Source organism: Kitasatospora sp. NPDC001664, from assembly GCF_053596675.1.
Map to the genome: position 1 here is coordinate 129,250 of NZ_JBSFGS010000012.1, position 24,880 is coordinate 154,129.

27 protein-coding genes are annotated in these 24,880 nt (G+C 75.3%); 12 read left to right on the forward strand and 15 right to left on the reverse strand.

Annotation, left to right across the window (positions count from 1 at the left end; all coding sequences use genetic code 11):
• Window positions 1-180 precede the first annotated feature (180 nt).
• The gene (locus ACWCYY_RS18755; RefSeq protein WP_345284521.1) at window positions 181-555 is read right to left on the reverse strand and encodes a peptidase inhibitor family I36 protein; all 375 of its coding nucleotides are present in this window, start codon (window positions 553-555) and stop codon (window positions 181-183) included.
• A gap of 263 nt (window positions 556-818) precedes the next feature.
• Window positions 819-1,685 (reverse strand): GNAT family N-acetyltransferase, encoded by an 867-nt coding sequence (locus ACWCYY_RS18760; protein WP_449796671.1) that lies wholly within the window; start codon window positions 1,683-1,685, stop codon window positions 819-821.
• A gap of 154 nt (window positions 1,686-1,839) precedes the next feature.
• Here ACWCYY_RS18760 and ACWCYY_RS18765 point away from each other — a divergent pair, with 154 nt between their 5' ends.
• Window positions 1,840-2,274, forward strand: coding sequence for an SSI family serine proteinase inhibitor (locus ACWCYY_RS18765; RefSeq protein ID WP_449796672.1), 435 nt, complete (start codon window positions 1,840-1,842; stop codon window positions 2,272-2,274).
• 22 nt (window positions 2,275-2,296) lie between these two features.
• Here ACWCYY_RS18765 and ACWCYY_RS18770 read toward each other — a convergent pair whose 3' ends face one another.
• Window positions 2,297-2,920 (reverse strand): DUF4328 domain-containing protein, encoded by a 624-nt coding sequence (locus ACWCYY_RS18770; protein WP_449796673.1) that lies wholly within the window; start codon window positions 2,918-2,920, stop codon window positions 2,297-2,299.
• A 96-nt stretch (window positions 2,921-3,016) separates the two neighbouring features.
• On the opposite strand from ACWCYY_RS18770, the gene ACWCYY_RS18775 reads away from it, so the two are divergent.
• Window positions 3,017-3,742, forward strand: a complete 726-nt coding sequence (locus ACWCYY_RS18775; RefSeq protein WP_449796674.1) for a hypothetical protein — start codon at window positions 3,017-3,019, stop codon at window positions 3,740-3,742.
• A gap of 7 nt (window positions 3,743-3,749) precedes the next feature.
• Here ACWCYY_RS18775 and ACWCYY_RS18780 read toward each other — a convergent pair whose 3' ends face one another.
• The 3 genes from ACWCYY_RS18780 to ACWCYY_RS18790 all read right to left on the reverse strand — a co-directional run bounded on the left by ACWCYY_RS18780 (window position 3,750) and on the right by ACWCYY_RS18790 (window position 6,232).
• The gene (locus ACWCYY_RS18780; RefSeq protein WP_449796675.1) at window positions 3,750-4,817 is read right to left on the reverse strand and encodes an ABC transporter substrate-binding protein; all 1,068 of its coding nucleotides are present in this window, start codon (window positions 4,815-4,817) and stop codon (window positions 3,750-3,752) included.
• Window positions 4,814-5,569 (reverse strand): helical backbone metal receptor, encoded by a 756-nt coding sequence (locus ACWCYY_RS18785; protein WP_449796767.1) that lies wholly within the window; start codon window positions 5,567-5,569, stop codon window positions 4,814-4,816. The genes ACWCYY_RS18780 and ACWCYY_RS18785 overlap by 4 nt, the downstream gene beginning before the upstream one ends.
• 111 nt (window positions 5,570-5,680) lie before the next feature.
• The gene (locus ACWCYY_RS18790) at window positions 5,681-6,232 is read right to left on the reverse strand and encodes an EF-hand domain-containing protein (RefSeq protein ID WP_449796676.1); all 552 of its coding nucleotides are present in this window, start codon (window positions 6,230-6,232) and stop codon (window positions 5,681-5,683) included.
• Between the two features lie 286 nt (window positions 6,233-6,518).
• Between ACWCYY_RS18790 and ACWCYY_RS18795 the strand changes: the two genes are divergently transcribed.
• From ACWCYY_RS18795 to ACWCYY_RS18815, 5 genes are all read left to right on the forward strand, one after another.
• Complete coding sequence (locus tag ACWCYY_RS18795) at window positions 6,519-7,568, forward strand: D-alanyl-D-alanine carboxypeptidase family protein (RefSeq protein WP_380150013.1); 1,050 nt, start codon at window positions 6,519-6,521, stop codon at window positions 7,566-7,568.
• The gene (locus ACWCYY_RS18800) at window positions 7,565-8,638 is read left to right on the forward strand and encodes an endonuclease/exonuclease/phosphatase family protein (protein ID WP_449796677.1); all 1,074 of its coding nucleotides are present in this window, start codon (window positions 7,565-7,567) and stop codon (window positions 8,636-8,638) included. The genes ACWCYY_RS18795 and ACWCYY_RS18800 overlap by 4 nt, the downstream gene beginning before the upstream one ends.
• Before the next feature lie 71 nt (window positions 8,639-8,709).
• The gene (gene cseB / locus ACWCYY_RS18805) at window positions 8,710-9,507 is read left to right on the forward strand and encodes a two-component system response regulator CseB (RefSeq protein WP_449796678.1); all 798 of its coding nucleotides are present in this window, start codon (window positions 8,710-8,712) and stop codon (window positions 9,505-9,507) included.
• Window positions 9,508-9,511: 4 nt separating this feature from the next.
• Window positions 9,512-10,795: a sensor histidine kinase gene (locus tag ACWCYY_RS18810; protein ID WP_449796679.1), complete on the forward strand. Its 1,284-nt coding sequence runs from the start codon at window positions 9,512-9,514 to the stop codon at window positions 10,793-10,795.
• A gap of 120 nt (window positions 10,796-10,915) precedes the next feature.
• Window positions 10,916-11,257: a hypothetical protein gene (locus tag ACWCYY_RS18815; protein WP_449796680.1), complete on the forward strand. Its 342-nt coding sequence runs from the start codon at window positions 10,916-10,918 to the stop codon at window positions 11,255-11,257.
• Here ACWCYY_RS18815 and ACWCYY_RS18820 read toward each other — a convergent pair.
• Entirely contained in the window at window positions 11,235-11,906 is a 672-nt protein-coding gene (locus ACWCYY_RS18820) for a response regulator (RefSeq protein ID WP_449796681.1), read from the reverse strand. The two genes, ACWCYY_RS18815 and ACWCYY_RS18820, sit on opposite strands and share 23 nt — an antisense overlap.
• A complete protein-coding gene (locus ACWCYY_RS18825) occupies window positions 11,903-13,105 on the reverse strand; it encodes a sensor histidine kinase (RefSeq protein ID WP_449796682.1) in 1,203 nt (400 codons plus the stop codon). The genes ACWCYY_RS18820 and ACWCYY_RS18825 overlap by 4 nt, the downstream gene beginning before the upstream one ends.
• 251 nt (window positions 13,106-13,356) lie before the next feature.
• Here ACWCYY_RS18825 and ACWCYY_RS18830 point away from each other — a divergent pair, with 251 nt between their 5' ends.
• A complete protein-coding gene (locus ACWCYY_RS18830) occupies window positions 13,357-14,850 on the forward strand; it encodes an alpha/beta hydrolase family protein (RefSeq protein ID WP_449796683.1) in 1,494 nt (497 codons plus the stop codon).
• Between the two features lies 1 nt (window position 14,851).
• On the opposite strand, the gene ACWCYY_RS18835 is transcribed toward ACWCYY_RS18830, so the two are convergent.
• The 3 genes from ACWCYY_RS18835 to ACWCYY_RS18845 form a co-directional block, all read right to left on the reverse strand.
• Window positions 14,852-16,561 carry a hypothetical protein gene (locus tag ACWCYY_RS18835; protein ID WP_449796684.1) on the reverse strand — a complete coding sequence of 570 codons (1,710 nt, stop codon included), beginning with the start codon at window positions 16,559-16,561 and terminating at the stop codon, window positions 14,852-14,854.
• Window positions 16,558-17,349, reverse strand: a complete 792-nt coding sequence (locus ACWCYY_RS18840) for an ABC transporter ATP-binding protein (protein WP_380150004.1) — start codon at window positions 17,347-17,349, stop codon at window positions 16,558-16,560. The genes ACWCYY_RS18835 and ACWCYY_RS18840 overlap by 4 nt, the downstream gene beginning before the upstream one ends.
• Before the next feature lie 148 nt (window positions 17,350-17,497).
• A complete protein-coding gene (locus ACWCYY_RS18845) occupies window positions 17,498-17,809 on the reverse strand; it encodes a hypothetical protein (RefSeq protein ID WP_345288012.1) in 312 nt (103 codons plus the stop codon).
• A 272-nt stretch (window positions 17,810-18,081) separates the two neighbouring features.
• On the opposite strand from ACWCYY_RS18845, the gene ACWCYY_RS18850 reads away from it, so the two are divergent.
• The gene (locus tag ACWCYY_RS18850; RefSeq protein WP_449796685.1) at window positions 18,082-18,984 is read left to right on the forward strand and encodes a hypothetical protein; all 903 of its coding nucleotides are present in this window, start codon (window positions 18,082-18,084) and stop codon (window positions 18,982-18,984) included.
• Window positions 18,985-19,006: 22 nt separating this feature from the next.
• Here the strand turns inward: ACWCYY_RS18850 and ACWCYY_RS18855 are convergent, their stop codons facing one another.
• Window positions 19,007-19,819, reverse strand: a complete 813-nt coding sequence (locus ACWCYY_RS18855; RefSeq protein ID WP_449796686.1) for a tetratricopeptide repeat protein — start codon at window positions 19,817-19,819, stop codon at window positions 19,007-19,009.
• A 164-nt stretch (window positions 19,820-19,983) separates the two neighbouring features.
• Between ACWCYY_RS18855 and ACWCYY_RS18860 the strand changes: the two genes are divergently transcribed.
• Together ACWCYY_RS18860 and ACWCYY_RS18865 are read left to right on the forward strand one after the other, a co-directional pair.
• A complete protein-coding gene (locus ACWCYY_RS18860; RefSeq protein WP_449796687.1) occupies window positions 19,984-20,307 on the forward strand; it encodes a hypothetical protein in 324 nt (107 codons plus the stop codon).
• 117 nt (window positions 20,308-20,424) lie between these two features.
• The gene (locus ACWCYY_RS18865) at window positions 20,425-21,333 is read left to right on the forward strand and encodes an AurF N-oxygenase family protein (protein ID WP_345288008.1); all 909 of its coding nucleotides are present in this window, start codon (window positions 20,425-20,427) and stop codon (window positions 21,331-21,333) included.
• A gap of 137 nt (window positions 21,334-21,470) precedes the next feature.
• Here ACWCYY_RS18865 and ACWCYY_RS18870 read toward each other — a convergent pair whose 3' ends face one another.
• The 3 genes from ACWCYY_RS18870 to ACWCYY_RS18880 all read right to left on the reverse strand — a co-directional run bounded on the left by ACWCYY_RS18870 (window position 21,471) and on the right by ACWCYY_RS18880 (window position 23,780).
• The gene (locus ACWCYY_RS18870) at window positions 21,471-22,259 is read right to left on the reverse strand and encodes an SGNH/GDSL hydrolase family protein (RefSeq protein WP_449796688.1); all 789 of its coding nucleotides are present in this window, start codon (window positions 22,257-22,259) and stop codon (window positions 21,471-21,473) included.
• A 70-nt stretch (window positions 22,260-22,329) separates the two neighbouring features.
• Window positions 22,330-23,289, reverse strand: coding sequence for a pseudouridine synthase (locus ACWCYY_RS18875; RefSeq protein WP_449796689.1), 960 nt, complete (start codon window positions 23,287-23,289; stop codon window positions 22,330-22,332).
• A gap of 74 nt (window positions 23,290-23,363) precedes the next feature.
• Window positions 23,364-23,780 carry a hypothetical protein gene (locus ACWCYY_RS18880; protein WP_345288005.1) on the reverse strand — a complete coding sequence of 139 codons (417 nt, stop codon included), beginning with the start codon at window positions 23,778-23,780 and terminating at the stop codon, window positions 23,364-23,366.
• A gap of 165 nt (window positions 23,781-23,945) precedes the next feature.
• Here ACWCYY_RS18880 and sigJ point away from each other — a divergent pair, with 165 nt between their 5' ends.
• The gene (gene sigJ, locus ACWCYY_RS18885) at window positions 23,946-24,854 is read left to right on the forward strand and encodes an RNA polymerase sigma factor SigJ (protein WP_449796690.1); all 909 of its coding nucleotides are present in this window, start codon (window positions 23,946-23,948) and stop codon (window positions 24,852-24,854) included.
• Window positions 24,855-24,880 lie beyond the last annotated feature (26 nt).

The window sequence follows — 24,880 nt, forward strand, 5'->3', positions numbered from 1 at the left end:
GGCGGAGGAGGCCGTTGAGCTGGTCGAAGACGCCGTCCTTCTGCCTCCGGCAGTGTGCGGTGGGGGGTGGTGGTGGCTCCACGGGCCCCTGGGCCGCACACGGTTGCCGGACGGCCCGCGAACGCCAAGGGCCGTTCCTCCGACGTCAGTTGGGGAACGGCCCTGGTAGTCGGGCGGGTGTCAGCACTCCCCGCGCCACACCACCCCGGTGATGACCACCCCGGGGGACACGCTGCCCTTGTAGTTGCCCGGGCCCGGGTTGTAGTGGACGCAGAAGCTGCCGTCCAGGCCCTGCCAGTTGTAGTGCAGGTCGACGTGGTCGGCGCCGGGGGAGACGTACCCGTTGTTGAAGTAGGACTGGTACCAGGCCCAGCCGGTCCAGTTGCCTGCGGTGCGGACGACCTGGCGGCCCGTCTGGTCCGGCCCCTCCCAGGCGCAGAAGTAGCCCTTGGGGCAGTCGGCCGGGTTGGGCTCGGCGGAGGCCGTGGGTGCGGCAACCAGGACGGTCGCGAGGGCGGCGGATGAGGCGAGGGCGGCAACGGCGCGGCGGAGCATGGCAGTTCCTTCCGGGAGCGGTGGTGCTGCTGGTGCTCTTGATGCTGACATGACATACGGTGCGCGCGCAACGCGTAGCTGACGGCCCGTCGGCCGTGATGCCGAGATTGTCCCCGAGCAGGTCGAGCGGGTCACCGCCCGGTGGCCGTGGAGCGCTGCCCAGCTGGTGCGGTATGACGGGCCCTGCGGTTTCCTTCGCGTGGTGGCTGACGCCGGGCCGGCCGCGAGCGGTTGCGGGGGCAGCGGTGCGGGCTGACGTAGTGTCAGGGGTGGCGGATCCGGTCGCCGATCTCGGGCTGCGGCACGAGGCCGGCCGACTGGTAGGTGGCGACGGCGCCGGTGTTGGAGCTCGGTGTGCACACGCGGATGCTGGAGGAGCCCAACTCCCGCAGGGCGGCCGCCCCCGCGAGGGTGATGGCCCGTCCGTAGCCGCGGCCGCGGTGGTCCGCGTGGACGCCCATCGGCTCGATCAGTCCCGGCCTGCCCGGGCCGGCGGACCAGACCGTCACCACCGCTGCCGGGGTGCCCCGGTCGTCGTAGGCGGCCAGGTAGCGGGCGTCGGTGTGGAACGGCGCCTTCGCGAGCGCGTGCCAGTACGCGGGCGTGGGCCGCTGGGTGTCGAAGGCCGACCGCAGGACGTCGGCGAAGTCCTGCGCCCGCTCGGGGCCGATCGGCTCGATCCGCACGCCGGGATCCTCCACCGCTTCGGTGAGGTCGCGGAAGAGCGGTGTCCACGGCTCGTCGACGCCCCAACCCTCGGCGGTGAGCAGCTCGTGGAGGAGCAGGCCCTGCGGGGCTTCGACGGCCACCTCGCCCTCCGGCAGCACGCCGCGCCCCGGCAGCGAGCAGTCCTCGACCAGCCGCCGTGCCAACTCCTCGTCCTGGAAGGCGTCGGGGGCGACGGTCATCCGCAGCAGCGTCGGGGTGTCCTGCATCCCGACGGCGAGGATCCGTCCGCCCCGGCTCCAGGTCCGCACCACGGCGGCCGTCTCGGCCGCCCCGAAGCGGTGGTTCCAGCCGACGTCCCCCGGATGGAGCTGCATCGGTGCCCCGTCGTCCTGCCACTCCCGCAGCGCGGCCATGGCCTCGCGGACCGCGTGGACGGTCGGTGTCCCCAGCGCAATCGTCATGTCCGGGATCTGACACCGGTGCTCCGGGGCTCCGCAACCCGATATCGCCGGGCCTGGCCCGTCCGCCGTGGCGAGTCGTCCCGCGCTACGGACCGTCAGGCCCTGATACTCGGCAGGGTCTGATCATCCGTCAGTGATCGAACGGAGCCTTGCCGTGCGCCCTTCCGTCCGCCCCTCGCGTCTCGCCCGCCGCTCGGCCGTCCTCGCCGCCGTCCTGGCCGCGCTCGTCCCCGTGCTGCCCGCCGCCGCCCAGCCGCGGGAGGCGGGCCCGTCCGCCGGTCTCGGCATCACCGTCCGGGACGGCATCGACGGCACCGTCCGGCACTGGACGCTGCGCTGCGGCCCCACCGGCCCGACCGGTGGCAACCATCCCGAGCAGGAGGCGGCGTGCGGCCGACTGGTCGAGCTGGCAGGGGACTTCACCCCGCTGCGGAACGGGCCGGTCGCCGGCTGCCCGCGTGACTACGATCCGCGCACGCTGGAGATCAGCGGGTACTGGAACGGGGAGTTCCGGGAGTTCGAGGAGGGCTACCCGAACCCCTGCCACCTGGAACGGCTGACCGCGCCGCTGGTGCCGGTGGCGGGCTGACCGGGCCGCGTGGCGGCGGCCCTCACGCGTCCACCCGTTCACCGCTGCCCTCCACCGCGGCGGTGGACGAGGTGAAGCGGGCGCACTGGGCCGCGGTGATCCGGTGGATCAGCAGGACGGCCAGGGCGCCGGCCAGCAGGTTCACGGCCTCGCCCGCCGGGGTGTACACGGGCAGGTCCGGTGCCAGCTGGCGGGCGATCAGCATGCCCACCGTCTTGCCGAGCCAGGCGACCCACCAGAGGTTCACCAGCAGGGTGCCGGCTCCGCCGCTCGCCCGGTCGACGTCGAGCACGATGCGGCGGGGCGCCCACCACATCATGAACGGCACGAACCAGGCGCCCACCGCCCAGGCGGGCGCGTACCGGTGGGCGTCGGGGGCGAGGTGCTCCGCGTTGTGACGGACCCGGGACAGCCAGCGCAGGAACAGCACGGCCGCCGCCAGCGTGACGGCGCCGTACGGCAGGGAGGCCGCCCGGAACAGCCACGTGCCCGTGCCGCCGGCCACCGCCAGCAGGAGCTCGACCAGGCAGGCTGCGGCGATCAGGCCCTGTGCCCAGAGCGCGAGCCGCCGCGGGTCGGCCACCGGCCGGAGGTCCGGTGAAGGGGCGTGCTGCTGGTCCGTCGGCCGGTCGGTCTCGTTGGTCATGTCTGTCCGCCCCCTGGGGTGTTCGAAAGCTCGCCGGAGCATAGCGATCATGGTCGGCTCGGGTCGAGTCCGTTCCCGTGCGGCTAGCCTGCGGGGATGTCGTACGAACTGAACGCCGTCATCGGAGGGTTCGACCTGCTCCGGAGCCTGACCGCCGGGACGGACGGAGCGGTGGTCGCCCCGCTCCGGCACGGCCTGGGGCTCCTGCCCGTAGTCGGGCCGCCGGGCGGCCTCGCACCCGAGGAGACGCTGTGCGCGTGGTCGCACCGGGGGCCGCTCGCCCGTGTGGAGGCGGAGTTCTTCGGCGGCGAGGGCGAACAGACCGCGGCCGTGTGGCGGGCGGGCAGGCTGGTGTGGGGGCCGGTCAGCGACCGGGACTTCGGCGGACCGAGGCAGGAGTGGCCGGTCAATGCGGCGCTCGCGCGGCTCGGCGTCGTCCCGGCCGGGGCCGGGGAGGCGGTGCGGTACGACCTGTTCCACCAGGTGGGGCTCGGCCGGGAGCGGGACCTGGACGGGTGGTTGACAGCCGGTCGGGCCGCCGGGTGGGCGGCGGACCACGACGAGTGGTACGCGGAGCACGAGCGGACGGAACGGGCCGCGGCGGAGGCGGACCTGGAGCGGCGGCTGCGGGACGTCCCGGTGGTGCTGGACGGCCGGGCGGTCATGGAGGTGCTCGGGCTGGGCCCCGGGCCGCTGGTCGGTGCGGCGACCCGGCACCTCAAGGAGCTGCACGTCGAGTTCGGACCGCTGACGACGGAGGAGGCCGCCGCCCGGCTGCGGGCGTGGGCAGCCGGGCGCGGCGCGGGGCCGGACGCCCCGTGACGGGCGGTCAGCCCTGGTGGAGGGCGCGGAAGCCGTCCGGTGCGGCGGGATCCCGCTGCGCGACCTGGACCGGCGGCCAGGCCCACTGGTGGAGGCCGGTGTCCGGTACGCGGGAGAAGCGGACGGTGCCCCGGTTGCCCTCCACCACCAGGTGCGGCCAGGCCGCGGCGAGGCGGGCGCGGTCGGTCCCGTGGGTGCGCAGCGCCTCGGCCAGGACGGTGACGCTGTCGTGGCCCTCGAAGGCCACGAAGGAGGGGGCGGCGCCCAGGCGCTCCCGCAGCCGCTCCCCGAGGGCGGCCTGGAGCGGGGTGGGCCGCTCCGGCAGGTAGCGCAGGAACGGGACCGCGTCGCCGGCCGGGCCCAGCTGCTCCGCCCAGTCGGAGAACTCGGGCTGCCCGGCCGGGGCGCCGATCAACAGACCGGCGAGACCGGGGGCATGACGGAGCGTGCGGACCAGCTCGGCCGCCCGGTCGGGGACGCTGGTCAGGAGCAGGAGCGCCGTCGCACCGCTGTCGGCGAGGGCGGCCGGGTCGAGCCCGGCGGCCGGCCACTCGGTGACCGTGCCGCCGTGCGGCGCGAGGTGGGTGCGGAGGACGGCGATGCCCGAGGTCCAGTAGACGCTGGGGTCGACCGCGGCGGCGACGGTGCGGTGGCCGGCGGCGAGCAGGAAGTCCGCGTAGACGCGCCAGCCGTGCGACTGCGCGGGGGCGATGCGGGCGACGTGGTCGCCGGGCCGCTCGGTGAGCGCGTCCAGCACGGCCGAGGAGCAGAGGAACGGAACGCCGAGGGCCTCGGCCCGGGCGGCGACGGCGCGGGCCACGACGCTGTGGTACTCGCCGACCACGGCGGCCACCCCGAGTGCGGCCAGCTCCTCCACGGCGGCCTCCGCCCGGTGCGGATCGCCGGCGGTGTCACGGACCGTCAGCTCCAGCGGGCGGCCGTGGATTCCGCCGGCCGCGTTCACCTCGCCCACGGCCAGCTCGATCCCGGCGAGCAGGTGCCGGCCGGCCTCGACCCAGCCGGGGCGGGAGAGCGGGGCGAGGGCGCCGATGCCGATGGGTGCGGGCGTGCTCACGGGGTGGTGCCTCCTCGGGCGTCCGGGTGGGGGTGGGGGTGGGCGTCGCGCAGCGCGGCGGAGAGGACCGCCGGTGCCTCGGCCAGGGACGGGCCGTACCAGGTGAGGTGACGGCCGCTCACCAGGGCGGCGGGCACTCCGGGGAAGGCCTCGGGGCCGTCGGTGGCGGTGAAGCGGTAGGGCTCGTCGGGGAGGACCACCAGATCGGGCCGCTCGGCGCGCAGCTGCTCGACCGGGACGGCCGGGTAGCGCTCGGGGTGGGCGGCGTGGACCGGCTCCACGCCGAGCCGCCGCAGGACGTCCCCGGCGAAGGTGTCCCGCCCCAGCACCATCCACGGCCGCCGCCAGATCGGCACCACGGCACGGAGCGGGGCCGGGGACGGGGCCAGGCCGTCCCAGGCGGCCTCGGCCGCCGTCAACCAGCCCGGTTCCGGCAGCTCCAGATCCTCCGTCAGCAGGTGCCGCAGCTCCGCGAAGGCCTGCGGCACGGACCGCACCTCGGTCACCCGGACCGTCACGCCGGCCGCGCGCAGCGCCGCGAGGTCGGCCTCGCGGTTCTCCTCCTCGTTGGCGACGACCAGATCGGGGCGCAGGCCGAGGATCCGCGGCACGTCGGGGTTCTTGGTGCCCCCGATCCTCGGCACACCGAGGTCGCCCGGTTCACTGCACCAGTCGGTGACCCCGACCAGCAGCTCCCGCCCCGTCGCCGCCACCGCCTCGGTCAGCGACGGCACCAGCGACACCACCCGCATCGTCATGCCGCCACGCTACCCGGGGGCCGAGCCGGACGATCGTCCGAGGGGCCCCTCGACGGGGAACCGGAGAGTGTGCGGAGACGCACGGGGCCGGGGGCTGACGGCCCGTCACTGGTCGGGGATGCGGCCGCACATCAGGTTGCCCGGCTCGGCCGGGTCGTCGCTGATCCAGAACTGGGCCCAGAGGGCGGCGAATTCGGGGCGGCCGAGGTAGCCGTCGCCGTCGAGGTCGAGCAGGGGGAAGACGTCCTCGGTCTCGACGGGGCGGCCGTGCCAGAGGTCGACGAGGTGGCGGTGCTCCTCGCGGGAGATGCGGCCGTCGCCGTTCTCGTCCACGGCGTCGAAGACGGTGTCGGCGGTCGCGGTGACGGTGTCGCGCAGGGCGGGGAGGCGGTCGACCAGGGCGAGCATCTCGTCCATGTCCACGCGGTCGTCGCGGTCGTCGCGGTCGGTGTCGGCGACCGCGGCCAGGTGGTCCCACCAGCCGAGCAGGAAGGCCTCGACGCGGGACTGCAGCTCGGCGTTCCCCCGCACGGCGGGGAGCCGGCTCCAGCGGACCACCAGGGACTCGAAGTCGGCCTTCCGCAGGTAGCCGTCCCCGTCCGCGTCGAAGGCGTGGAAGACGTTGCGGAGCTTGCGCCGCTGGAAGTCGTTGGCCATGGACGGGCCTCCTCTGTGCGGAACCGGTCTGGCGGCCAAGCTAGTTCGCACCATCGGGGCGGCGGCGGGGTTCGGTCGGAACCCTCCGCCGCGGAGAGCGGGTGTGGTACGGCCCGGCCCGCTGACGGTCCCGGTACACGGCTGATACACGACTGCGCGTCGGCGGAAGCGCCGCCACGACCGGGCCGAAGTGCCGGTCGCGGAGTCTGTGGGCACACCCGGCGACCGAGGCCGCCGGGGAGATCCGTCCCTCTGGCTCCGGGAGGCAGCCGTCGTGTCCGTGCCCGTGCAACCTGAAGACCGAGACCCTCGTACCGCGCCCGGCCGGATCCCACCGGCCCGCCGCACGGCGCTGTGGGCCCTGGCCGCCGTCCTGCTCGCCGCCGCCGGTGCCGGCGGGGGCACGCTGGCCACCCGGGCGGGCGGCTCCGCGCACGCGGGCGGCGACGGCCGGCCCGGTGCGGCGCTGGTCCTGCCGGCGCCCGAGGCGGTCGCCGCCCTCGGGCTCCCGTGGCCGCAGGAGGGACAGGCGGCCGTCGCCGCGGCGAGGGTCGGCGTGCTCGGGGTGAAGGGACCGCAGCAGCCGGTGCCGATCGCGAGCGTCACCAAGGTGATGACGGCCTACGTGGTCCTGCGGGACCACCCCCTCAAGGAGGGCGAGGACGGACCGGTGATCACGGTCGACGCGCAGGCCGCCGCCGAGGCGGGTTCGACGGACGAGTCGACCGCCCCCGTCACCGCCGGGCAGCGGCTCACCCAGCGCAAGCTGCTGGAGGTGATGCTGCTGCCCTCCGCCAACAACGTCGCCCGGCTGCTGGCCCGCTGGGACGCGGGCAGCGAGGAGGCGTTCGTGGCCCGGATGAACGCGGAGGCCGCCCGGCTGGGCATGTCCGGCACCACCTACACCGGGGCCAGCGGCCTGGAGGCCACGACCGTGTCCACCGCCGCCGACCAGCTCAAGCTGGCGCGCGAGGCGATGAAGGACCCGGCGCTGCGGGTCATCGTGGCGCTGCGCGACACCACGCTGCCGGGCCGGGCCGCACCGCTGCGCAACACCAACGCGCTGCTCGACCGGCCCGGGGTGGTGGGCCTGAAGACCGGTTCGACCACCGCGGCGGGCGGGAACCTGATGTGGGCCCTGGAGGTCGCCGACGGCCGGAGCGGCTCGGGGCGCCGGCTCGTCTACGGCGTGGTGCTCGGCCAACGGGCCGGAACCACCCCCACCGAGGGGATCCGGGCGGCCCTGGAGAGCAGTGGCCGACTCGTCGACGCCCTGCGGCAGAAGCTGCCCGGTGTCCTTCCGACGCTCGACGGCGGCCAGCGGGAGTGGGCGTGAGCACGAACACCGAGACCGGTACGGGGACCGGTACCGCGGCGGGCATCGGCCCGGCTCCGACGGCACCCCCGGCCGGGCCCGCCGCCGTCGACCGGCCCGGGCCGCGCCGCCGAGCCGGTCTGTGTCACCTCCTCCTCCGCCGCGCCCGCGGTGCCCTGGGGCCGGGCGGGCGGCTGATCGCGGGATCCGCCGTGGTGTGCGCCGCCCTGATGGCCCTGGCCCCCTGGCTGCCGAACGGCCCGGTCAACCTGGCCAGCCTCTGGCAGACCGTCATGCCCTGGTCGGGCCTGGGCATTTCGCTGCTGCTCCTCCTCGCGGCGCTGCGGCGCTCCGTCCCGGCGGCGGTGGCCGTCCTGCTGCCCGCCCTGGTGTGGACCTGCCTGTTCGCACCGGCCCTCCTCGACAAGCGCGAGGGCGGCGGGGACTTCACGGTCGTCAGCCACAACGTGAACGAGGACAACCCCGACCCGGGCCGGACGGCACGGGCCCTGGCCGGATCGGGGGCCGACGTGGTGGCCGTCGAGGAACTGGCGAGCCGCGCGCAGGAGGCCTTCCGGCGCGAGCTGGCCGCCGCCTACCCCTACGCCCAGGTGAACGGCGGCATCGGCCTGTGGAGCAAGTACCCACTCCAGGCCGTGGAGCCGGTGGAGATCATGCCCTGGACCAGGGCCGTCCGCGCGACCGTCCTGACCCCCAAGGGCCCGGTCGCCCTCTACGCGGCGCACCTCGCCTCGGTCCGGGTACGCCTGGACGCCGGATTCACCACCGCCGACCGCAACCGGGCCGCCGCCAGGCTCGCGGCGGCCGTCGGGAGCGAGCCGCTGCCGAGGGTCGTCGTGCTGGGCGACCTCAACGGCTCCTTCGACGACACGGCACTGCGCACCCTCACCGGTCCGCTGCGGTCCGCGCAGGAGGAGGCCGGGGCCGGTTTCGGCTTCACCTGGCCCGCATCGTTCCCGGTGGTGCGCATCGACCAGATCCTGGTGAAGGGCGTCACCCCGCGCTCCGCCTGGACCCTGCCCGACACCGGCAGCGACCACCTCCCGGTCGCGGCGTCCCTGCGCCTGTGACCGGCCCCCACCCGGCCGCGGCCGCCGTGCCGCCGCCCCCGGGGGCCGGGAACCGCCCCCGACGTGCTGGAATGGACCTTCCACCCCGAGACGACGACATCGGAGAACCCTTGTCCGCTACCCGAGTGCCCGACGCGGTCAGCGTGCTGCTCGTCGAGGACGACGCGGTCATCCGCCGCTCGGTCCAACTGGCCCTGCAGCGCTACGGGTACGAGGTCGACGTCACCGGGGACGGGCTCGACGGCCTGGACGCCGTCCGCAGCGGCGCGCACGACGTCCTGATCCTGGACGTGATGCTGCCCGGCATCGACGGCATCAGCCTCTGCCGGCGCGTCCGGGAGGAGACCCTCACCCCCGTCCTGATGATGTCCGCCCGCGGCGACGCCCTCGACGTCGTGGCCGGGCTGGAGGCCGGCGCCGACGACTACGTGGTCAAACCCGTCGACATCACCGTCCTCGTCGCCCGCATCCGCTCCCTGCTGCGCCGCGCCACCTTCCACCAGGAGCGGGACGCGCAGCCCGTGCAGCCCGTGCAGGCCGCGCGGCCCGTGCCGGAGGAGCCGGTCGCGCCGGGGGAGCCGGAGCTGCTCACCTTCGGCGGCCTGACCATCGACCCGCACGGCCTGGAGGTGCGCCTGGACGGCCGGGCCGTGCCCCTCACCCCCACCGAGCTGCGCCTGCTGCTGGCCTTCGCGGAGAGCCCCGGCACGGTCCTGGACCGCCGCCGGCTGCTGCGGGAGGTGTGGGACTACGGCTGGGAGGGCGACACCCGGGTGGTCGACCTGTGCGTGGTACGGCTGCGCAAGAAGGTCGGGGCGGACCGCATCGAAACCGTCCGCGGCTTCGGCTACAAGCTCGTGCGGAACTGACGCGGTGACCGCCCGACGCACCGGCCGGCGCCTGCTCGACCCGCGCTCCCTGCGCTGGAAGATCACCACGCTGGTCGCGCTGGCCTGCTGCGCGGTCGCCGTCGTGATCGGCCTGCTCGTCCACCGGGCGACCGAGCAACGCGGCGACCGGACCGGCCGCGACCTGGCGGTCGCCCAACTGAGCGCCGCCGAGCAGGAGTTCACGCGGACCGGCCGCCGCCCCGACAACGCCTCGCTCCAACCGGCGACCACTCTTCCGGGGCCGCTGGCCCGGGCCGTCCAGGACCTGCGGGGCCCGGGCGAGTACGCCCTGTGGTACGACGTCAAAGCGCCCAACTGGTACTGGATGTGGGCAGCCCTGCCGGTCGGCGACGGCCAGGTGCTCACCGTCCGCACCGACATGAGCGCCACGGTGCGCAGCCTGCAACTGCTGGACCGCAGCATGGTCACGGCCGCCCTCGCCGCGCTCGCCGTCGTCGTCCCCGTCACCGCGCTGGCGACCGGGCGGCTCAACCGGCGCCTGCGCCACGGCTCCCGGACCGCGCGCCGGATCGCGGACGGCGACCTCGACGCCCGGATCGGCCGCCAGGGCCGCGCCGGCGACGAGATCACCGAGATGTCAGCGGCCGTGGACGCGATGGCCGCCACGCTGCAAGGACGGCTCGCCGCCGAGAAGCGCTTCACCGCCGACGTCGCCCACGAACTGCGCACCCCGCTGATGGGTCTGGTCACCGCCGCCACGCTGCTGCCCGACGACGACGAGGCGACCGATCTGGTCCGCACCCAGGTGAGCACCCTGCGCGCCCTGGTGGAGGACCTGCTGGAGATCTCCCGCCTCGACGCCGGCGCCGAGAGCGCCCGGTTGGACGAGGTCCCGCTGGCGGACCTCATCACCCAGGTGATCGGGCAGGGCGGCGACGACGTCCGACTCCTCCTCGCGGCACCCGCCACCGTCCGCACCGACCCGCGGCGGGTCGAACGGATCGTCACCAACCTGGTGGCCAACGCCCGCCGCCACGGCCGCGCCCCCGTCGAGGTGAGCGTCACCGGCAGCCGGATCACCGTACGCGACCACGGACCCGGCTTCCCGGAGACCCTCCTCGCCGACGGCCCCCAGCGCTTCCGCACCGGCGCCGCCGAACGCGGCCAGGGCCACGGCCTGGGCCTCACCATCGCCACCGGCCAGGCCGCCGTCCTCGACGCCCGGCTGACCTTCGCGAACGCCCCGGACGGCGGAGCCGTCGCCACCCTCGACCTGCCCGTCCACGACGACCCGGTACACGGCTGATACACGACTGCGCGCCGGCGGAAGCGCCGCCACGACCGGGCCGAAGTGCCGGTCGCGGAGTCTGTGGGCACACCCGCTCGGCGGGTGACACGGAACCGGTTGCGCGGAGGACAGGCGTCGATGACAGGAAGCAAGCCCTACCAGGACGAACTGGACTATCTGGTGGCGTACGCGCGTGACGCGCCCGTCTACTTCTTCGTCGTCCGGGGCGCGGCGGAGACCCTGGCGGGACACGGCACCCACGAGGACGTGATCCGTGCCCTCACCGTCCGGCTGATCGGGGACATGATGGACCGAGGGGTCGCCGTCGGTGACCTCGGGGGCGAGACCGGGATCGAGGTGGAACCGTGGCCGCTCTCGAAGGGCGACACCCTCGAGAGGATCAGGAGGGAGATGAACGAACTGGACGCGTGCGACGCGTTCATCCGGATCTGCTGGTTCAGGTCGCACCGGTCGCCTTGACGAGGCGGTTGTCGTAGGCGAACACGACGGCCTGGACGCGGTCGCGGAGTTCGAGCTTGAGCAGGATCCGCCCGAAGTGGGACTTGACCGTCGGCTCCGCGAGGCGGAGAGCGGTCGCGATCTCGGCGTTGGACAGGCCGCGGGCCACGTGGAGGAGCACCTCGTGCTCGCGGGCGCTGAGGCGGCTCAGGCGCGGGTCCGGGCGCGGGGCGGTGCCGGGGGAGAGGTGGGGGCGGACGGTCTCGAGCAGGCGGCGGGTGATCCGGGGGGAGACGACGGCGTCGCCGGCCGCCACGGTGCGGATGGCGCCGAGGAGTTCGTCGGGCCGGGTGTTCTTGAGGAGGAAGCCCGAGGCACCGGCCTCCAGGCCGGCGAAGGCGTACTCGTCCAGGTCGAAGGTGGTGAGGATCAACACCCTGCTCCGAGGGGAGGTCGCGACGATCCGGCGGGTCGCCTCGATCCCGTCCGTACCGGGCATCCGGACGTCCATCAGGACGACGTCCGGGCTCAACTCCCGTGCCAGCAGCACCGCCTGGTCGCCGTCCGAGGCCTCGCCGACCGGCGTCAGGTCGGGCTGGTCCTCCAGGATCATGGTGAAGGCCATCCGCAGGAGGGTCTCGTCGTCGGCGATCAGGACGCGGATCGTCATGCGGGCACCGCCCCGCCGTCGAGCGGGAGCCGGGTGTGCACTCCCCAGCCGCCGTCCGGGAGCGGTCCGGCCCGCAGGGTCCCCCCGTAGGCGGCGGCGCGCTCGCGCATGCCGGGAAGTCCGTGGCCGGAGGGGGAGGAGGGCGGGGTCGTGCGCGGGCCGGTGTCGGTGACCTCCACGGTGACGGTGGCGGCGGAGCAGTGGACCAGGACCGTGGCACGGGTGCCGCCCGGGGTGTGCTTGAGGGCGTTGGTCAAGGACTCCTGCACCAGGCGGTAGACGGTCAACTGGGCGGTGGCGGGCACGTGGGCGTGGTCGCCCCGCAGCTCGACCCGGGTCGGCAGTCCGGCTGCGCCCATCTGGGCGGCGAGGAGCTCCAGTTGGGCGAGGCCGGGCAGCGGGTGGCGTTCGGCGTCGGGTTCGTCGGCCCGCAGGACGCCCAGGGAGCGCCGCATGTCGGTGAGGGCCTGACGGCCCGTCTCGGAGATCTGGAGCATCGCGGCGGTCGCCCGCTCGGGAGAGCGGCGCTGCGCGTGCACGGCGGCGTCGGTGAGGGCGACCATGACGGAGAGGTTGTGGGTGACGATGTCGTGCATCTCCCGGGTGATGCGGGTCCGTTCCCCGGCGACGGCCAGGCGCGCCTGCTGGTCCTGCTGCTGCTCCAGGCGGACGGCCCGCTCCTCCACCACGGCGAGGTAGGCGCGGGTGGTCCGGACGTTGGTCCCGAGCGCGGTGGCGGCGACGACCAGCGCGGTCAGGGCGACGAAGGGCGTGAGGAACGCGCCTTCGGTCGCCCAGCGCAGGCAGGCCAGCAGGGCCCCGGCCTCCACCACCGAGGCGGCCAGCAGCGTGACGCGGCGGTCCGAGTCGGTCGCCACGGTGTAGAGGGCCACCAACAGGGCGATCGCGCCGGGAAGTTGGAGGTCAAGGAGCCACTGGGCGAGGGCCGCGGTGGCCACCGTGCCGAACACCAGGAGCGGCGCGCGGCGGCGCCAGAGCAGCGGCAGCGCGAGCGCGGCGGTGAGGGTCGCGGCCACCGGCAGGCCCTGCGGGCCGTGCGTGGTCAGGACGTTGAGCAGGAGCAGCGCCGGAAGCAGCGAGTCCCGGAGCAGCAGCCGGGACCGTCCGCACCGCGCCGGCCGTGCCGGCCGCGCCGAAGGGGAGTGGGCACTGTCGGGCCCGGTGGCCGCCTCGGTCATCACGTGTTCCTGTCGATTCGGCATGCGCCCCGCGCTCGGTACACGCGCCACCGTAGTGCCCGGCGGAGGGGCCGCGCATGGGCCCGCCGTCCGATCGCCGAGCCCCGGTGTACGCCTGGAGGAGGAGCCGGGCCACCGACCACGGTCGCAGTGCGGCAGCGCATCGGGCCCGGGCCGTTGCGACTGCGGGCGCACCCGTCGAGGACCCGAGGGCGATGCGGCGGGACGGGCCCGGCCGCGACGCTGGCCGGGTGAACGAGATCATCCCCGAGCTGTCCCTGTCCCTTCCCGAACTCCTCGCCGTCCTGGGCGCGGTGGCGCTGCCCCTGGCCCACCGGCTGCCACCCGTCGCCCGCTCCCGGACGACGGTCGCGGCCACCGCCCTCTTCGCGTCGTCGGCGACCGTGCTCCTGGTGGCCGGGCTCCGCTGGCAGCTGCTGCCGGTCCTGGTGGCCGGTGCCGCCGCGCTGCCCTTCGCCGTCCTCCCGCTGCTGCGGGCCCGCCGCGCAGGGACGCCGGCCGGCCGGGCCCGGCGGTGGCCGGCGCTCCTCGCGTCGGTGGCCTGCGTCGGCCTGATCGCCGCCGGGCCCTTGGCGGCCCGGGCCTTCCCCGTGCCGGTCTTCCCCTGGCCCACCGGCGAGTTCGCGGTCGGCACCCGCGTCCTCCAGTGGACCGACCCGGACCGCCCCGAGACCTTCACCGCCGACCCGGACGACCACCGCACGGTCGTGGTGCAGCTCTGGTACCCGGCACGCAGGAGCCCGGACGGCGGGCAGCGGGCGCGCTACCTCGGGCGGACCGAGCAGGAGGCACGGACCGTCGCCGAGGCCCTCGCCCGGACCGCCGGCCTGCCGGGCTTCCTGGTCGACGGGGTGCCGCGCGCCCGCACCGCCGCGGTCGTGGACGCCCCGGTGGCGGACGGGGGCGGGCGCTTCCCCGTGGTGCTGTTCTCGCCCGGCTCCAGCGGGGTGCGCACCCAGAACACCGCCTGGGCGGAGGAACTGGCGAGCCACGGCTACCTGGTGGCCGCGCTGGACCACCCGTACGACTCCGCCGCCGTGCTGCTCGCGGACGGACGGACCGTCACCACCGCGACCACCTCCACCGGCGACCGGGACCAGGACGAGAAGCTCGCGGCCGGCTGGACGGCGATCCGGGCCGCCGACCTCCGCTTCGTCCTCACCCGCCTCACCGCCCTGGACCGGGGCGCGGACGGCCCGCTGACGGACCGTCCGGACGCCGGCCGCGCTGCCGACCCGTTGGCCGGCCGTCTGGACACCGGCCGCGCGGCCGTGACCGGCCACTCCATGGGCGGCGCCGCCGCCCTGCAGGCGGCCCGGCAGGACCGGAGGTTCGGCGCCGTCGTCGACCTGGACGGCTTCCCGCACGGCCCCGCCGCGCCCGCCCTCGCGGCTCCGGTGCTGGCGCTCACCCAGGCCTTCACCGCCGACACCGACCCGCGCTACCCGCCCCGTCTCACCGAGGCGCTCGACGCCGGCACCGCGACCGCCTACCGGCTCACCGTCCCCGGCGCCGCCCACCTCACCTTCACCGACAGCCCGCTCTACCTGCCGCCGGTGCCCTCGATCGTCGGCTCGCTCGGCCGCACCGGGAGCCCCCGCACCACCGCCGGAGCCACGCTCGCCTTCCTGGACGCCACCCTCAAGGACCGCACAGGAGGCGACCCGGTCCCGGCCCTGTCGGCCTACGGCGAGCTCACCGTCCACCGCCGCGGCGACGGCTGACTCAGAGGGCGCCCTCGCCCGGCCGGGCCGTGCTCATCGCCACGGCCCTGGTCCGGGCCCAGGCGAAGAGCAGCACCGCGAGCACCACCGCCATCGCCGACGCCTTGACGACCGCCGGGACGGACCCCGCCCGCAGGGCGACGGAGTACAGCGGCGTCAGGCCCGCGATCCCCACCGCGGGCCCCGCCGCGTACCAGGCGGCGAAGACCAACGGCCCGGTGCCCCCGCCCGCGCCCCGGGCGGGGGAGTACATCAGGTCCCGGCGCACCGGGCCCCGGCAGGCGTTCACCAGCCCGGCCGCCACCAGCGCCGGGACGGCGGCCGGGACGAGCCAGACCGTGGGCCCCGCCCCCGGGCCACCGCCACCGAGGGCCAGCAGCGCGCCCGCGCAGGCCAGGCCCAGCAGCAGACCGGCCACGACCGGGACCACGGCGTGACGGAGCATCAGCCCGGCGAAGGGGTACGGCGACCAGGAGGCGCGCCTCACGTCGTCGGTCTCGATCCGGGCGGGCTCCAGCAGCTGCGCCACCGCCAGGTAGCCGAAGACCAGCGCCACGGCGGTGGCCAGCCAGGACACTCCGCCCCGGGTGCCGTGGGCGAGGGCGGCGCAGAGCGGCGCCGGCACCGCGAGCACCACCGCGCGGCCCAGCCGCGCCGGGGAGCGCAGCAGCGCGAGGGTGTCGCGCCAGGGCAGCACCTGCCAGGCCCGCCGAGGGGCGGGGAGGCGCAGGCGGCGCTGACGGAGGCTGCCGTTGGCGCTGTTGACGGCCAGTCGGGCGCTGCGCAGCTCGACCGTGCGCAGCGCGGCCAGGACGCCGGCGGCCGTCCGGGCCCGTTCGCGCAGACGGGCGAGCGGGACGGTCGCGGCGGCGCGGTCGGCGGCCACCAGGGCGGCGGCCGTGGAGACCAGGAGGAGCGCGGCGGCGATCCAGCCGCCCGGCACGGCGGCGGGCGTCGGGGCCAGGGCCGCGACGGCGGCCCAGCCCCACGGGCCGGACCAGAGCTCGGCCCGCTCCAGCCAGCCCACCGGGTGACCGGCGACGGCCAGCACGGTCTGCGCGGCGAGGCCCAGGATCAGCAGGGTGAGGTAGGGCGTCAGGCGGCGCACCCAGTGGGCGGTGCGGTCGCTGCGCTCCACCACCAGGGCGGCGCAGGTGGCCAGCAGGGGGACGCCGAGCCCGCCGAGCAGGCACCACCCGAGCGCGGCCGGCAGGCCGGTGCGGACGGTCAGCCCGAGGGCGACCATGCCGCCGGCCGCCGCCACCAGCCCGGGGAAGGCGGCCACCGCGCAGGACAGCCAGAACCACGGTCGCAGCACCGGGCGGGGCCGGACCGGGTGGGCGAGGAGCCAGTCGGTCGCCGCCCGGGGCGGCACCACGGGGCCGCGCCAGAGGCCGTCCCGGAGCAGCAGCAGGAAGGTGGTCAGGCCGACGGCGGTGATGCCGGCGGGCATCGCGGCGAGCAGGTCGCCGCCGTGGCCGGTGTAGTCGGCGCCCATCGAGGCCTGGAGGAAGAGGCCCAGGCTCGGCACGCCGCCCCAGACGACCAGGCCGAGCAGCACGCAGTAGAGCGCGAAGGCCACGGACTTGGCGCGGTTGCGCCGGTGGGGCGCGCGCAGGGCCCGCAGCAGGGCGAGGGTCTCGTCGGTCCAGTCGTCGTCCGCCGACCACGGCTCGACGGCGCTCTCCGCCTCGGGGACGGCGGTGCTCATCGGTCACCGGCCGAGTTGGTGGTCGGGGCGGCGGCGGTACGCGCGGCGTACTCCGCCGCGAGGACCTGCCGGGGCTTGCCCTGCCGGACGATCCGGCCCTCCTCCAGGACCACCACCCGGTCGGCCACGTCCAGCGCCAGGTCGGTGTGGTGGGTGACCAGCAACACCGCGACGCCGTCGGCGAGTTCGCCCTTGAGCAGCTCGGCGAGGTCGCGCCGGGCCTCCGGGTCGAGCCGCTGCTCGGGCTCGTCCAGCAGCAGCAGGTCGCGCGGGCGCACCATGGCGCAGGCCAGCAGCAGGGCCTGCATCTGGCCGGAGGAGAGGGCCGAGGGCAGGGCGTCGGCGCGTTCGGTGAGGTTGCGGTGGGCCAGCACCTCGGTGATCCAGTCGGGCGCGTCGGCCACCCCGTGCGCGACCGCCACCAGCAGCAGGTGCTCACGGACCGTCAGGTCCGGGTAGCAGGCGACGGTGTCGCCGACCACGGCGACCCGGGCCCGGATCCGGGGGTCGTTCTGGTCCATCGGGAGGCCGTCGAAGCGCACCGTCCCCTTGCTGGGCGCGTCCCGCCCGGCGGCGACCCGGAGCAGGGTGGACTTGCCCGAGCCGTTGTGGCCGAGCAGTGCGACGCACTCGCCGGCGGCCAGCGACAGGTCCACGGGGTGCAGCACCTCCCGGTCGCCGTACGAGCGGCTGACGCCGCTCAGGCGCAGCAGGGGAGCCGGCGCGGCCGCCCCGCGTGCGGCCCCGGACGGGGCGGCGGGCGGTCCGGCGGCGGCGTTCTTGGCCATGGGGAAAGCGCCTTTCGAGGGGTGGTCCGCCCACAGTACCCAGCCGTCGGAGGGCGGCCGCCGGTAGGTGCTCCGCAGACGATCAAGGGAGGGCCAAGGGCCGGCCAAGGCCTGGTCAAGGCGCGCGCACGGTGTGCTAAGGACACGTTCAGGGAGTCCCGCGCATGGCCCAGTGGACGGCGATCAGGGTCGCCAACAGGGTTGCCACCAGGGCGAGTTGGCCGAGGAGCAGCCAGGTGGCGAGGCGGCGCAGCTGGCGGACGGCCGGGGCCGGGTACCAGAGGGCGCGCAGGGCGGCGACGGTGGCCCCGCCGAGGTGGAAGGCGAGGAGCAGGCCGCCGACGCGGGTGACCACGAGGAGGAGCAGCAGGTCGAGGACCGCGGTCGCGGCGGCGAGCAGGGCGGCCAGCTGGAGGTCGCTGCGGTCGGTGGCGCGGGCTCTCGTGGCGGTCGTCGGCACGGGCGGTCCCCTCGGACTCGGTGGCGAGCAGGCAGGGGCCCGGTGGACGGAACCGCGCGGTGCGCGCACCGGTGCCGTCGGGGCAGGCGTCGGTGCGGCCGGTCCGACGGTGCTCGCCCCCGTGACGCCCCGTCGGACCGGCCGGTCCCAGTGTGCTGGGCACGGACGGTTCGTGGGCGTGGGCATGCCCGAACCGAGACCTGAGCGGTACCAGGGGGATATCGGGGTCACGGTGCGGCGTGGCGGCGGAGGGAACCGGGTACGCGCAGATCATGGGAATCATCCGACGGAGGAGAGACGGCGAGCCGGAGCCCGGGCCGGAGGACGGCGTACGGGGAGGCCGGGACGCACCGGCCGGCGGCGAGGACGTCGCCGGGCAGTTGGCCGCGCTCTCGGCCGAGATGGAGCGCACCCTCCCCGACGCCGCTCCCGCGGTCCGGGAGGCCTGGTACCGGCGGCGCGGGAGCCAGCGGGCCGGCGCGCTCGTCCGCTCGCTGACCGCCGCGCTCGGGCGGGGCGGCAAGGCCGCGGCCAAGGGGGCCGGGTACGGCGGCAAGGTACTGGCCGACCGGCTGCTGGACGCCGCGCCCCGGATCCCGGTCCGCAGCCTGGCCACCCTGCGCGCCCAGCACCCCACCGCCGCCACCCCGGACGAGCTGGCCGAACTGATCGCGCTCGGGGCCTGCCGCTCCTCCGCCGCGCTGGGCGCGGGGGCGGGCGCGGCGGCGATGATGCCCGTCCCGCCCGCGATGCCGGTGGAGATCGCGGCGGAGACCCTCTCGGTGGCGGCCGTCGAGATCAAGCTGATCGCCGAGCTGCACGAGGTCTACGGGGTCCCCGCCCAGGGCACGGTCGCGCAGCGGGCCACCGCGTACGTCGGCGCCTGGGCCGACGGCCGGGGCATCGACCGGGCCGCGCTGATCCGCCCGGCCGGGCTGGCGGCGATGGCGGTCAGCTCCGAGGTCCGCCAGAAGCTGCGCAAGCGGCTGACCCGGAGCACGCTGCGCAAGCTCCCCTCCCTGACTCCGCTGCTGATCGGCGCGGGCCTCGGCGCCACCATGAACCGCCGCGACACCCGCAGGCTCGCCGACCAGGTGCGCGCCGACCTCGCCCAGCGGATCCCGCCCGACCCGGACTACTGGACGGCGGCCGCCCCGCGCAAGGAGATCGACTGACCGTCAGCCGCCTGTGGCCGGGTCAGGCGCCGTCGATCCGCTCCAGCAGCTCGCGGGCCTCGACGGTGCGGGAGTTGTCCGGCCCGAACGCGGCCAGGGAGGCGTCGAGGGCGGTGGCGGCCAGCGGACGGGCCGCGGCGTCCTGCCCCAGCCCGAGGAGGGCCCGGGCGGCGGCCAGCTCCACGGCCCCGGCCTCCGGGCGGCGGCGCTCCTCGTCCCAGCCGCGGCGCAGCTCGTCGGCGAGCCGTGCCTCGGCGAGGGCGTCCTCGTAGCGGCCCTGGAGGTTGAGGCTCCGGCAGAGGCCCAGCCGCAGGATCAGCGCGATCTGGTCGTCCTCGCGGTGCGAGGCGATGGCCTGGCGGGCCACCGCCTCCGCCTCCGGGTGGAGGCCGAGCGCGGTGAGGGCGTGGAGCTGACCGCTGCGGGCGTTGAGCCGCAGGAGCTGCATCTCCGGCTCCGCCCCCGCCTCCGCCTCCGCCTCGATCTGACGCTCCGCCAGGTGGGCGACCGCCGCGCACTCCGACTCGGCCTCGGCGAAGCGGTCGAGCATCGTCAGCACCTGGGCCCGGTCCGCCCGCAGCTTGAGGGTCAGCATGTGCTCGGGCCCGATCAGCTCCGCGATCAGCGGCCGCACCTCGTCGAGGATGCCGAGGGCCTCGGTGTGGCGGCCCTGGGCGCTGGCCGCCAGCGCGACGATCTCCAGCGCCAGCGGCCCGAAGACGAAGTCCTCCGGCTCGATCCGCGGTGCCTCCGCCAGAGCGCGGGCCTCCGCCTCGGCCTCGGCGTAACGGCCCGCGTGGTAGAGGGCGGTGGCGTGCGTCAGGGGGTTGGTCATGATCCGGTCAGCCTCGCTTCGGTCGACCCAGAGGGTGTGCCCAAGGGGGTGTGGAGTCGAGCATACGAAGATCGCACACGCCTGTTCGCAGAACGGAACAGGATCCGGAGGAATCGGGGAGCTACGGTGACCCGTGTACGAGGAACGAGAGTTGAGGGGGCGTCATGACGGAGTACCCGCAGCCGCTGAGCGAGCGCTGCTTCCACCGGATCTGGTCGGCGGCCGATGCGACGGGCGGCCCGCTGGACGAGGTGTTCGCGCTGGTCCGGTCGGCGGTTCCGGAGGTCGAGGTCCGGCGGTTGGACGCCAGGGGCAGGGGCGAGGACGACCACGTCTGGTGGCTGGTGACGCCGGACCGCCGCGAGGCCCAGGTGGACACGGCGGCCGGCGGGCACGCACCGTTCCACCTGGACGTCGACACCGAGCGGCGTGACGTCGAGGAGGTGGCGGAGGCCGCGCGGCTGCTGACCGCCTTCCTGCGGGCCTGACCCGGACCGGCGGGCGGTGGGGCTGTGCGAAGTATTGACGGTGTGTCTAATAGCTTCTACCTTCCGGTCAGAGGGCCAGTGCGCCCCGCCGCGCGCCGAGAGGAAGGAAGAGGGCCGATGACCAAGGCCGTCCGGACCGCACCCGAAGCCTGGCCCGAGGAGCGCCGCCGCACCGCCGAGCGGCTGCTCAACTCCTCGGCCAAGCTCTCCTTCGACCCGCTCACCGAGGTGGACTGGGACACCCCGCCGCTGCCCGGCCGCTACTTCTGCCCGCCGCACCACACCTCGCTCTACGGCACCGAGCTCTGGGAGGGCCTGAGCGAGGAGCAGCGGATCGAGCTCAGCAAGCACGAGGTGGCCAGCGTCGCCAGCCTCGGCATCTGGTTCGAGGAGATCCTGATGCAGATGCTGCTGCGCCACGCCTTCGACCGCGATCCGACCAGCGCCCACGTGCAGTACGCGCTCACCGAGATCGCCGACGAGTGCCGGCACTCCGTCATGTTCGCCAAGATGATCACCTGGATGGGCGTCCCCGCCTACGGTCCCGGACGGCTCTCGCACGAGCTCGGCCGGATCTTCAAGGCGATCTCGACGCACAGTCAGACCTTCGGCGGCACCATGTACGTGGAGGAGATCCTCGACGCGTTCCAGCGTGAGCTGATGAACGACGAGTCGCTCCAGCCCCTCACCCGCCAGGTCTCCCGGATCCACGTGATCGAGGAGTCCCGCCACATCACCTACGCCCGGGAGGAGCTGGTCCGCACCCGGGTCGGACCGGTGCGCCGCTTCTACGAGCAGCTGCTGATCGGCCTGATCATCCACCGCTCCACCAAGGGCCTGATCAACCCCCGCCTCTACGCGGCGGTCGGCATCGACCCCAAGGCCGGCCGGGCCGCCGCCCGGTCCAACCCCAACTGGCGGGCCACCAAGACCCGGATGGCGGCCAAGGCGGTCGGCGTCCTCGACCGGGCGGGCCTGATCGGCCCGACCAACCGCTGGCTGCTGCGCCGCGCCGGGGTGGTCTGAGCCGGGCGCGGCGCCGGGGTGAGCTGAACCGGAGCGGCGCCGGAGCGGTCGGAGCCGGGTTGAGCGGGCTGAGCGGGAGAACGGCCGGGCCCGTGCCTCCGGGGCGTCGGAGGCACGGGCCGGTGGCTGATGCGGCGTCAGAGCGGGAGCAGCTCCGGGCGCTTGGCCTCGACGTTGTCCCCGGAGGACTCGCCGCGCAGGCGGCGGCCGACCCACGGCACCAGGAACTCGCGGGCCCACTGCAGGTTCTCCCGGCGCTGCTCGGCCGTGGTGAGCACGGGCGCGGCGGGCCACGGGGCCTCCGGGTCCTGCTCCGGGCCGAGCGGCAGGCCGAGCGAGCGGGCGGCCAGCAGGGCGACCCGCTGGTGGCCCTCGGGGGAGAGGTGCAGGCGGTCCTCGCTCCAGGCGCGACGGTCGTGCACCGAACGCAGCGACCAGAGGTCGGCGACGGTGAGGCCGTGCCGGTCGGCGACGGCCCGCAGGTGGCCGTTGTAGGTGGCGATCTTGCCGCGCAGCATACCGAGCACCGGGATGCCCCGGGTGTCGAAGCCGGTGCAGATCAGGACCGTCCCGGCGTGGCGCTTCAGCTCCACCACCGCGGCCTCGAAGCGCTCGGCCACCGCGTCCGGGTCGCTGCCCGGGCGGAGGATGTCGTTGCCGCCGGCGCAGAGCGTCACCAGGTCGGGGCGGATCTCCGCGACCCGGGGCACCTGCTCCTCGGCGATCTGGTCCAGCAGCCGGCCGCGGACCGCGAGGTTCGCGTACCGGAAGTCGCCCAACGGCCGCTCTGCGGCGAGCAGTCGGGCCAGTCGGTCGGCCCATCCGGCGTACAGGCCGTCCGGGCGGGCGTCGTTGAGGCCCTCGGTGAAGCTGTCCCCGAGTGCCACGTACGAGCTGAGGTCAAGGGTCTCCTGTGTGTCAGCCATGGAGGAGATAGTTCACCTTGTGAACTACCTTACGCGACCGTAGGTGACGGAGTCCCGGGGGTGAGCTTCGTCACAAGGGGTGCGGGGAGGCCTGGTGGTCCGGCCAGTGGGCCAGTCGCTGCCCGCTCTCGAAGCGGTGCGCCACGCCGGTCACGGGGTCGGTGAACTCCAGTGCCTGGGCCAGGAGTTGGAGCGGATCGCGGAAATCGTCCGGAGCCGCCTCGGGGAGGACGCGCGGGTAGAGGGGATCGCCGAGGATCGGGATGCCGAGCGAGCAGAGGTGGACCCGCAGCTGATGGGTCTTGCCCGTCTCGGGCAGCAAGCGGTATCCACCGTTCCGCCCGTCCTGCGTCAGCAGCTCGACGACGCTGCGGCTGTTCGGCTCGCCCGTCACCTCCCGCGCCGTCAGTTCGCCGCGCTCCTTCACCAGCCGGCTCTCCACCGTCCGGGGCAGCTCCAGACCCGGCAGGTACGGGGCCACCGCCCGGTACTCCTTGCGGACCCGCCGCTCGGCGAACAGCCCCTGGTACGCGGCGCGGTCCTGCGGCCGCACGACGAAGAGCACCAGGCCGGCGGTCAGCCGGTCGAGGCGGTGGGCCGGGCTCAGTTCCGGCAGGCCGAGGCGGTCGCGGAGCAGGGCCAGCGCGGTCTGGGTGACGTGCTTGCCGCGCGGGGCGATGGAGAGGAAGTGCGGCTTGTCCGCGACCACGATCCGCTCGTCCCGGTGCAGGACGGTGAGCGGGAACGGCACCTCCACCTCGGGCGGCAGGTCACGGTGGTACCAGATCACGGCCCCCGGGACGAACGGCGCGTCGGGGGAGAGCCTCCCGTCCGCGCCGTGCACCCCGTCCCCGGGAGCATCGCCCGCGAACAGCGCGTCGACCACGGCCGGCTCCACCGGGAGGAACTCCGTCAGGTACGCGTGGACCGTCGCCCACCCGCCGCCGTCCTCCGGCAGCCGGCGCCGCACCGGGTCGACGCCGTGCCGCTGGGGGAGGGGGGAGCGTGGGGCGGCGGGGCGGCGTCTCATGGGGCGTCAGCCTAACGCCCCGGCCCGCGCCGGCCCGTCCGCTCGGGGCCGCGCCCCGCCGCTCCCTCCGCAGGTCAGGGCTTCGCGGCCGCGCCGTTCCGGTACCCCGCCACGTCCCAGCCGAAGCGGAGCAGACTGGTGCCGAACATCAGCACCCCGAGCGGGATGTGCAGACTCGCCAGGTGCGCGATCCCCGCCAGCACCTGCACCGAGGAGAGCACCAGGAACCCGGTCGCGTACAGCACCGGCCGCCCCGGACCGCCACCCGGCCGCCAGGCCAGGACGGCAGCCAGCAGGTAGAGCATGGTGGCCCCGTAGGTGACCCGGGCGCCCACGGCGTGCAGCAGCTCGCCGTAGGAGGTGGAGAAGGTCAGACCCGCGCTGACCGCCTGCGCCAGGAGGGTCGCGGTCTGCAGACCGACCGCGACCCGCACGAAGGGCTGGAACCTGGTGCTCCGACGCACCGTCACCGTCGACGTCAAGGTGGCCATCGCCGTCCTTCTCTCTCCCCTGCGCCGGGCCGTGTCCCGGTCGCTCACCTTCCTGACGGAACAGCCCGGCGGAATGTGAGGCGGGGCGGCGAAAGGGCTCGCTTCGGGCGTGCGTGCAGTGGATCATGACGGTGCATCACCCCGTAGCGAAGGAGCAGCCGGACCATGACCATCACTGCCGTCGACAGTGCGCGCCACCGGCTGCTCAACATCGGCTACCGCCTCCTCGGTTCGCTCACCGAGGCGGAGGACGCCGTCCAGGAGGCGTACGCCCGCTGGTACGCCCTGCCCGCGGAGCGGCAGGAGGCGGTCCTGTCGCCCGACGCCTGGCTCACCACCGTCACCAGCCGGATCTGCCTCGACCAGCTCGGCTCGGCCCGGGCCCGGCGCGAACGCTACGTCGGCGAGTGGATACCCGAGCCGCTGCCCGACCGCACCGAGTGGCCGGCGGGCCCGTCGGTGGCGGAGCGTCAGGACCCGGCCGAGCGGATCGCGTTGGACGAGTCGGTGGACATGGCGCTGCTGGTGGTCCTGGAGACGATGACCCCGGCGGAGCGGGTGGCCTTCGTCCTGCACGACGTCTTCGGGTACCCGTTCGGTGAGATCGGCGAGGTGCTGGAGCGGTCGGCGGCCGCCTGCCGGCAGTTGGCGGCCTCCGGGCGGCGGCGGGTACGGGACGCCCGGCCCGATACCGGGATGACCACCGACCAGGCCCGGGTGGTCCGCGCGTTCAAGCACGCCTGGGAGACCAAGGACATCGCGGCCCTGGTCGCCCTCCTCGACCCCGCCGCCACCCTGACCGCCGACGGCGGCGGCCTCGTCCCGTCCGCCCTCCACCCCGTCACCGGCGCCGACGCGATCGCCCGCCTCGTCCTCGCCATCGCCGACCGGACCCAGGGGCAGGCCCTCCGCGAGGGCTCGGTCAACGGCCGCCCCGGCCTGGTCGCCCTCCTCGACGGCAGCGCCGTGACGGTGGCCGCCTTCACGGTGGAGGACGGGCGGATCACCCGGATCTGGGCCGTGCGCAACCCGGAGAAGCTCGGGCCCTGGGAGGCGCCGGCCGAGGCGGTGTGAGCAGGCGTCCGCCGAGTCGTCAGGCT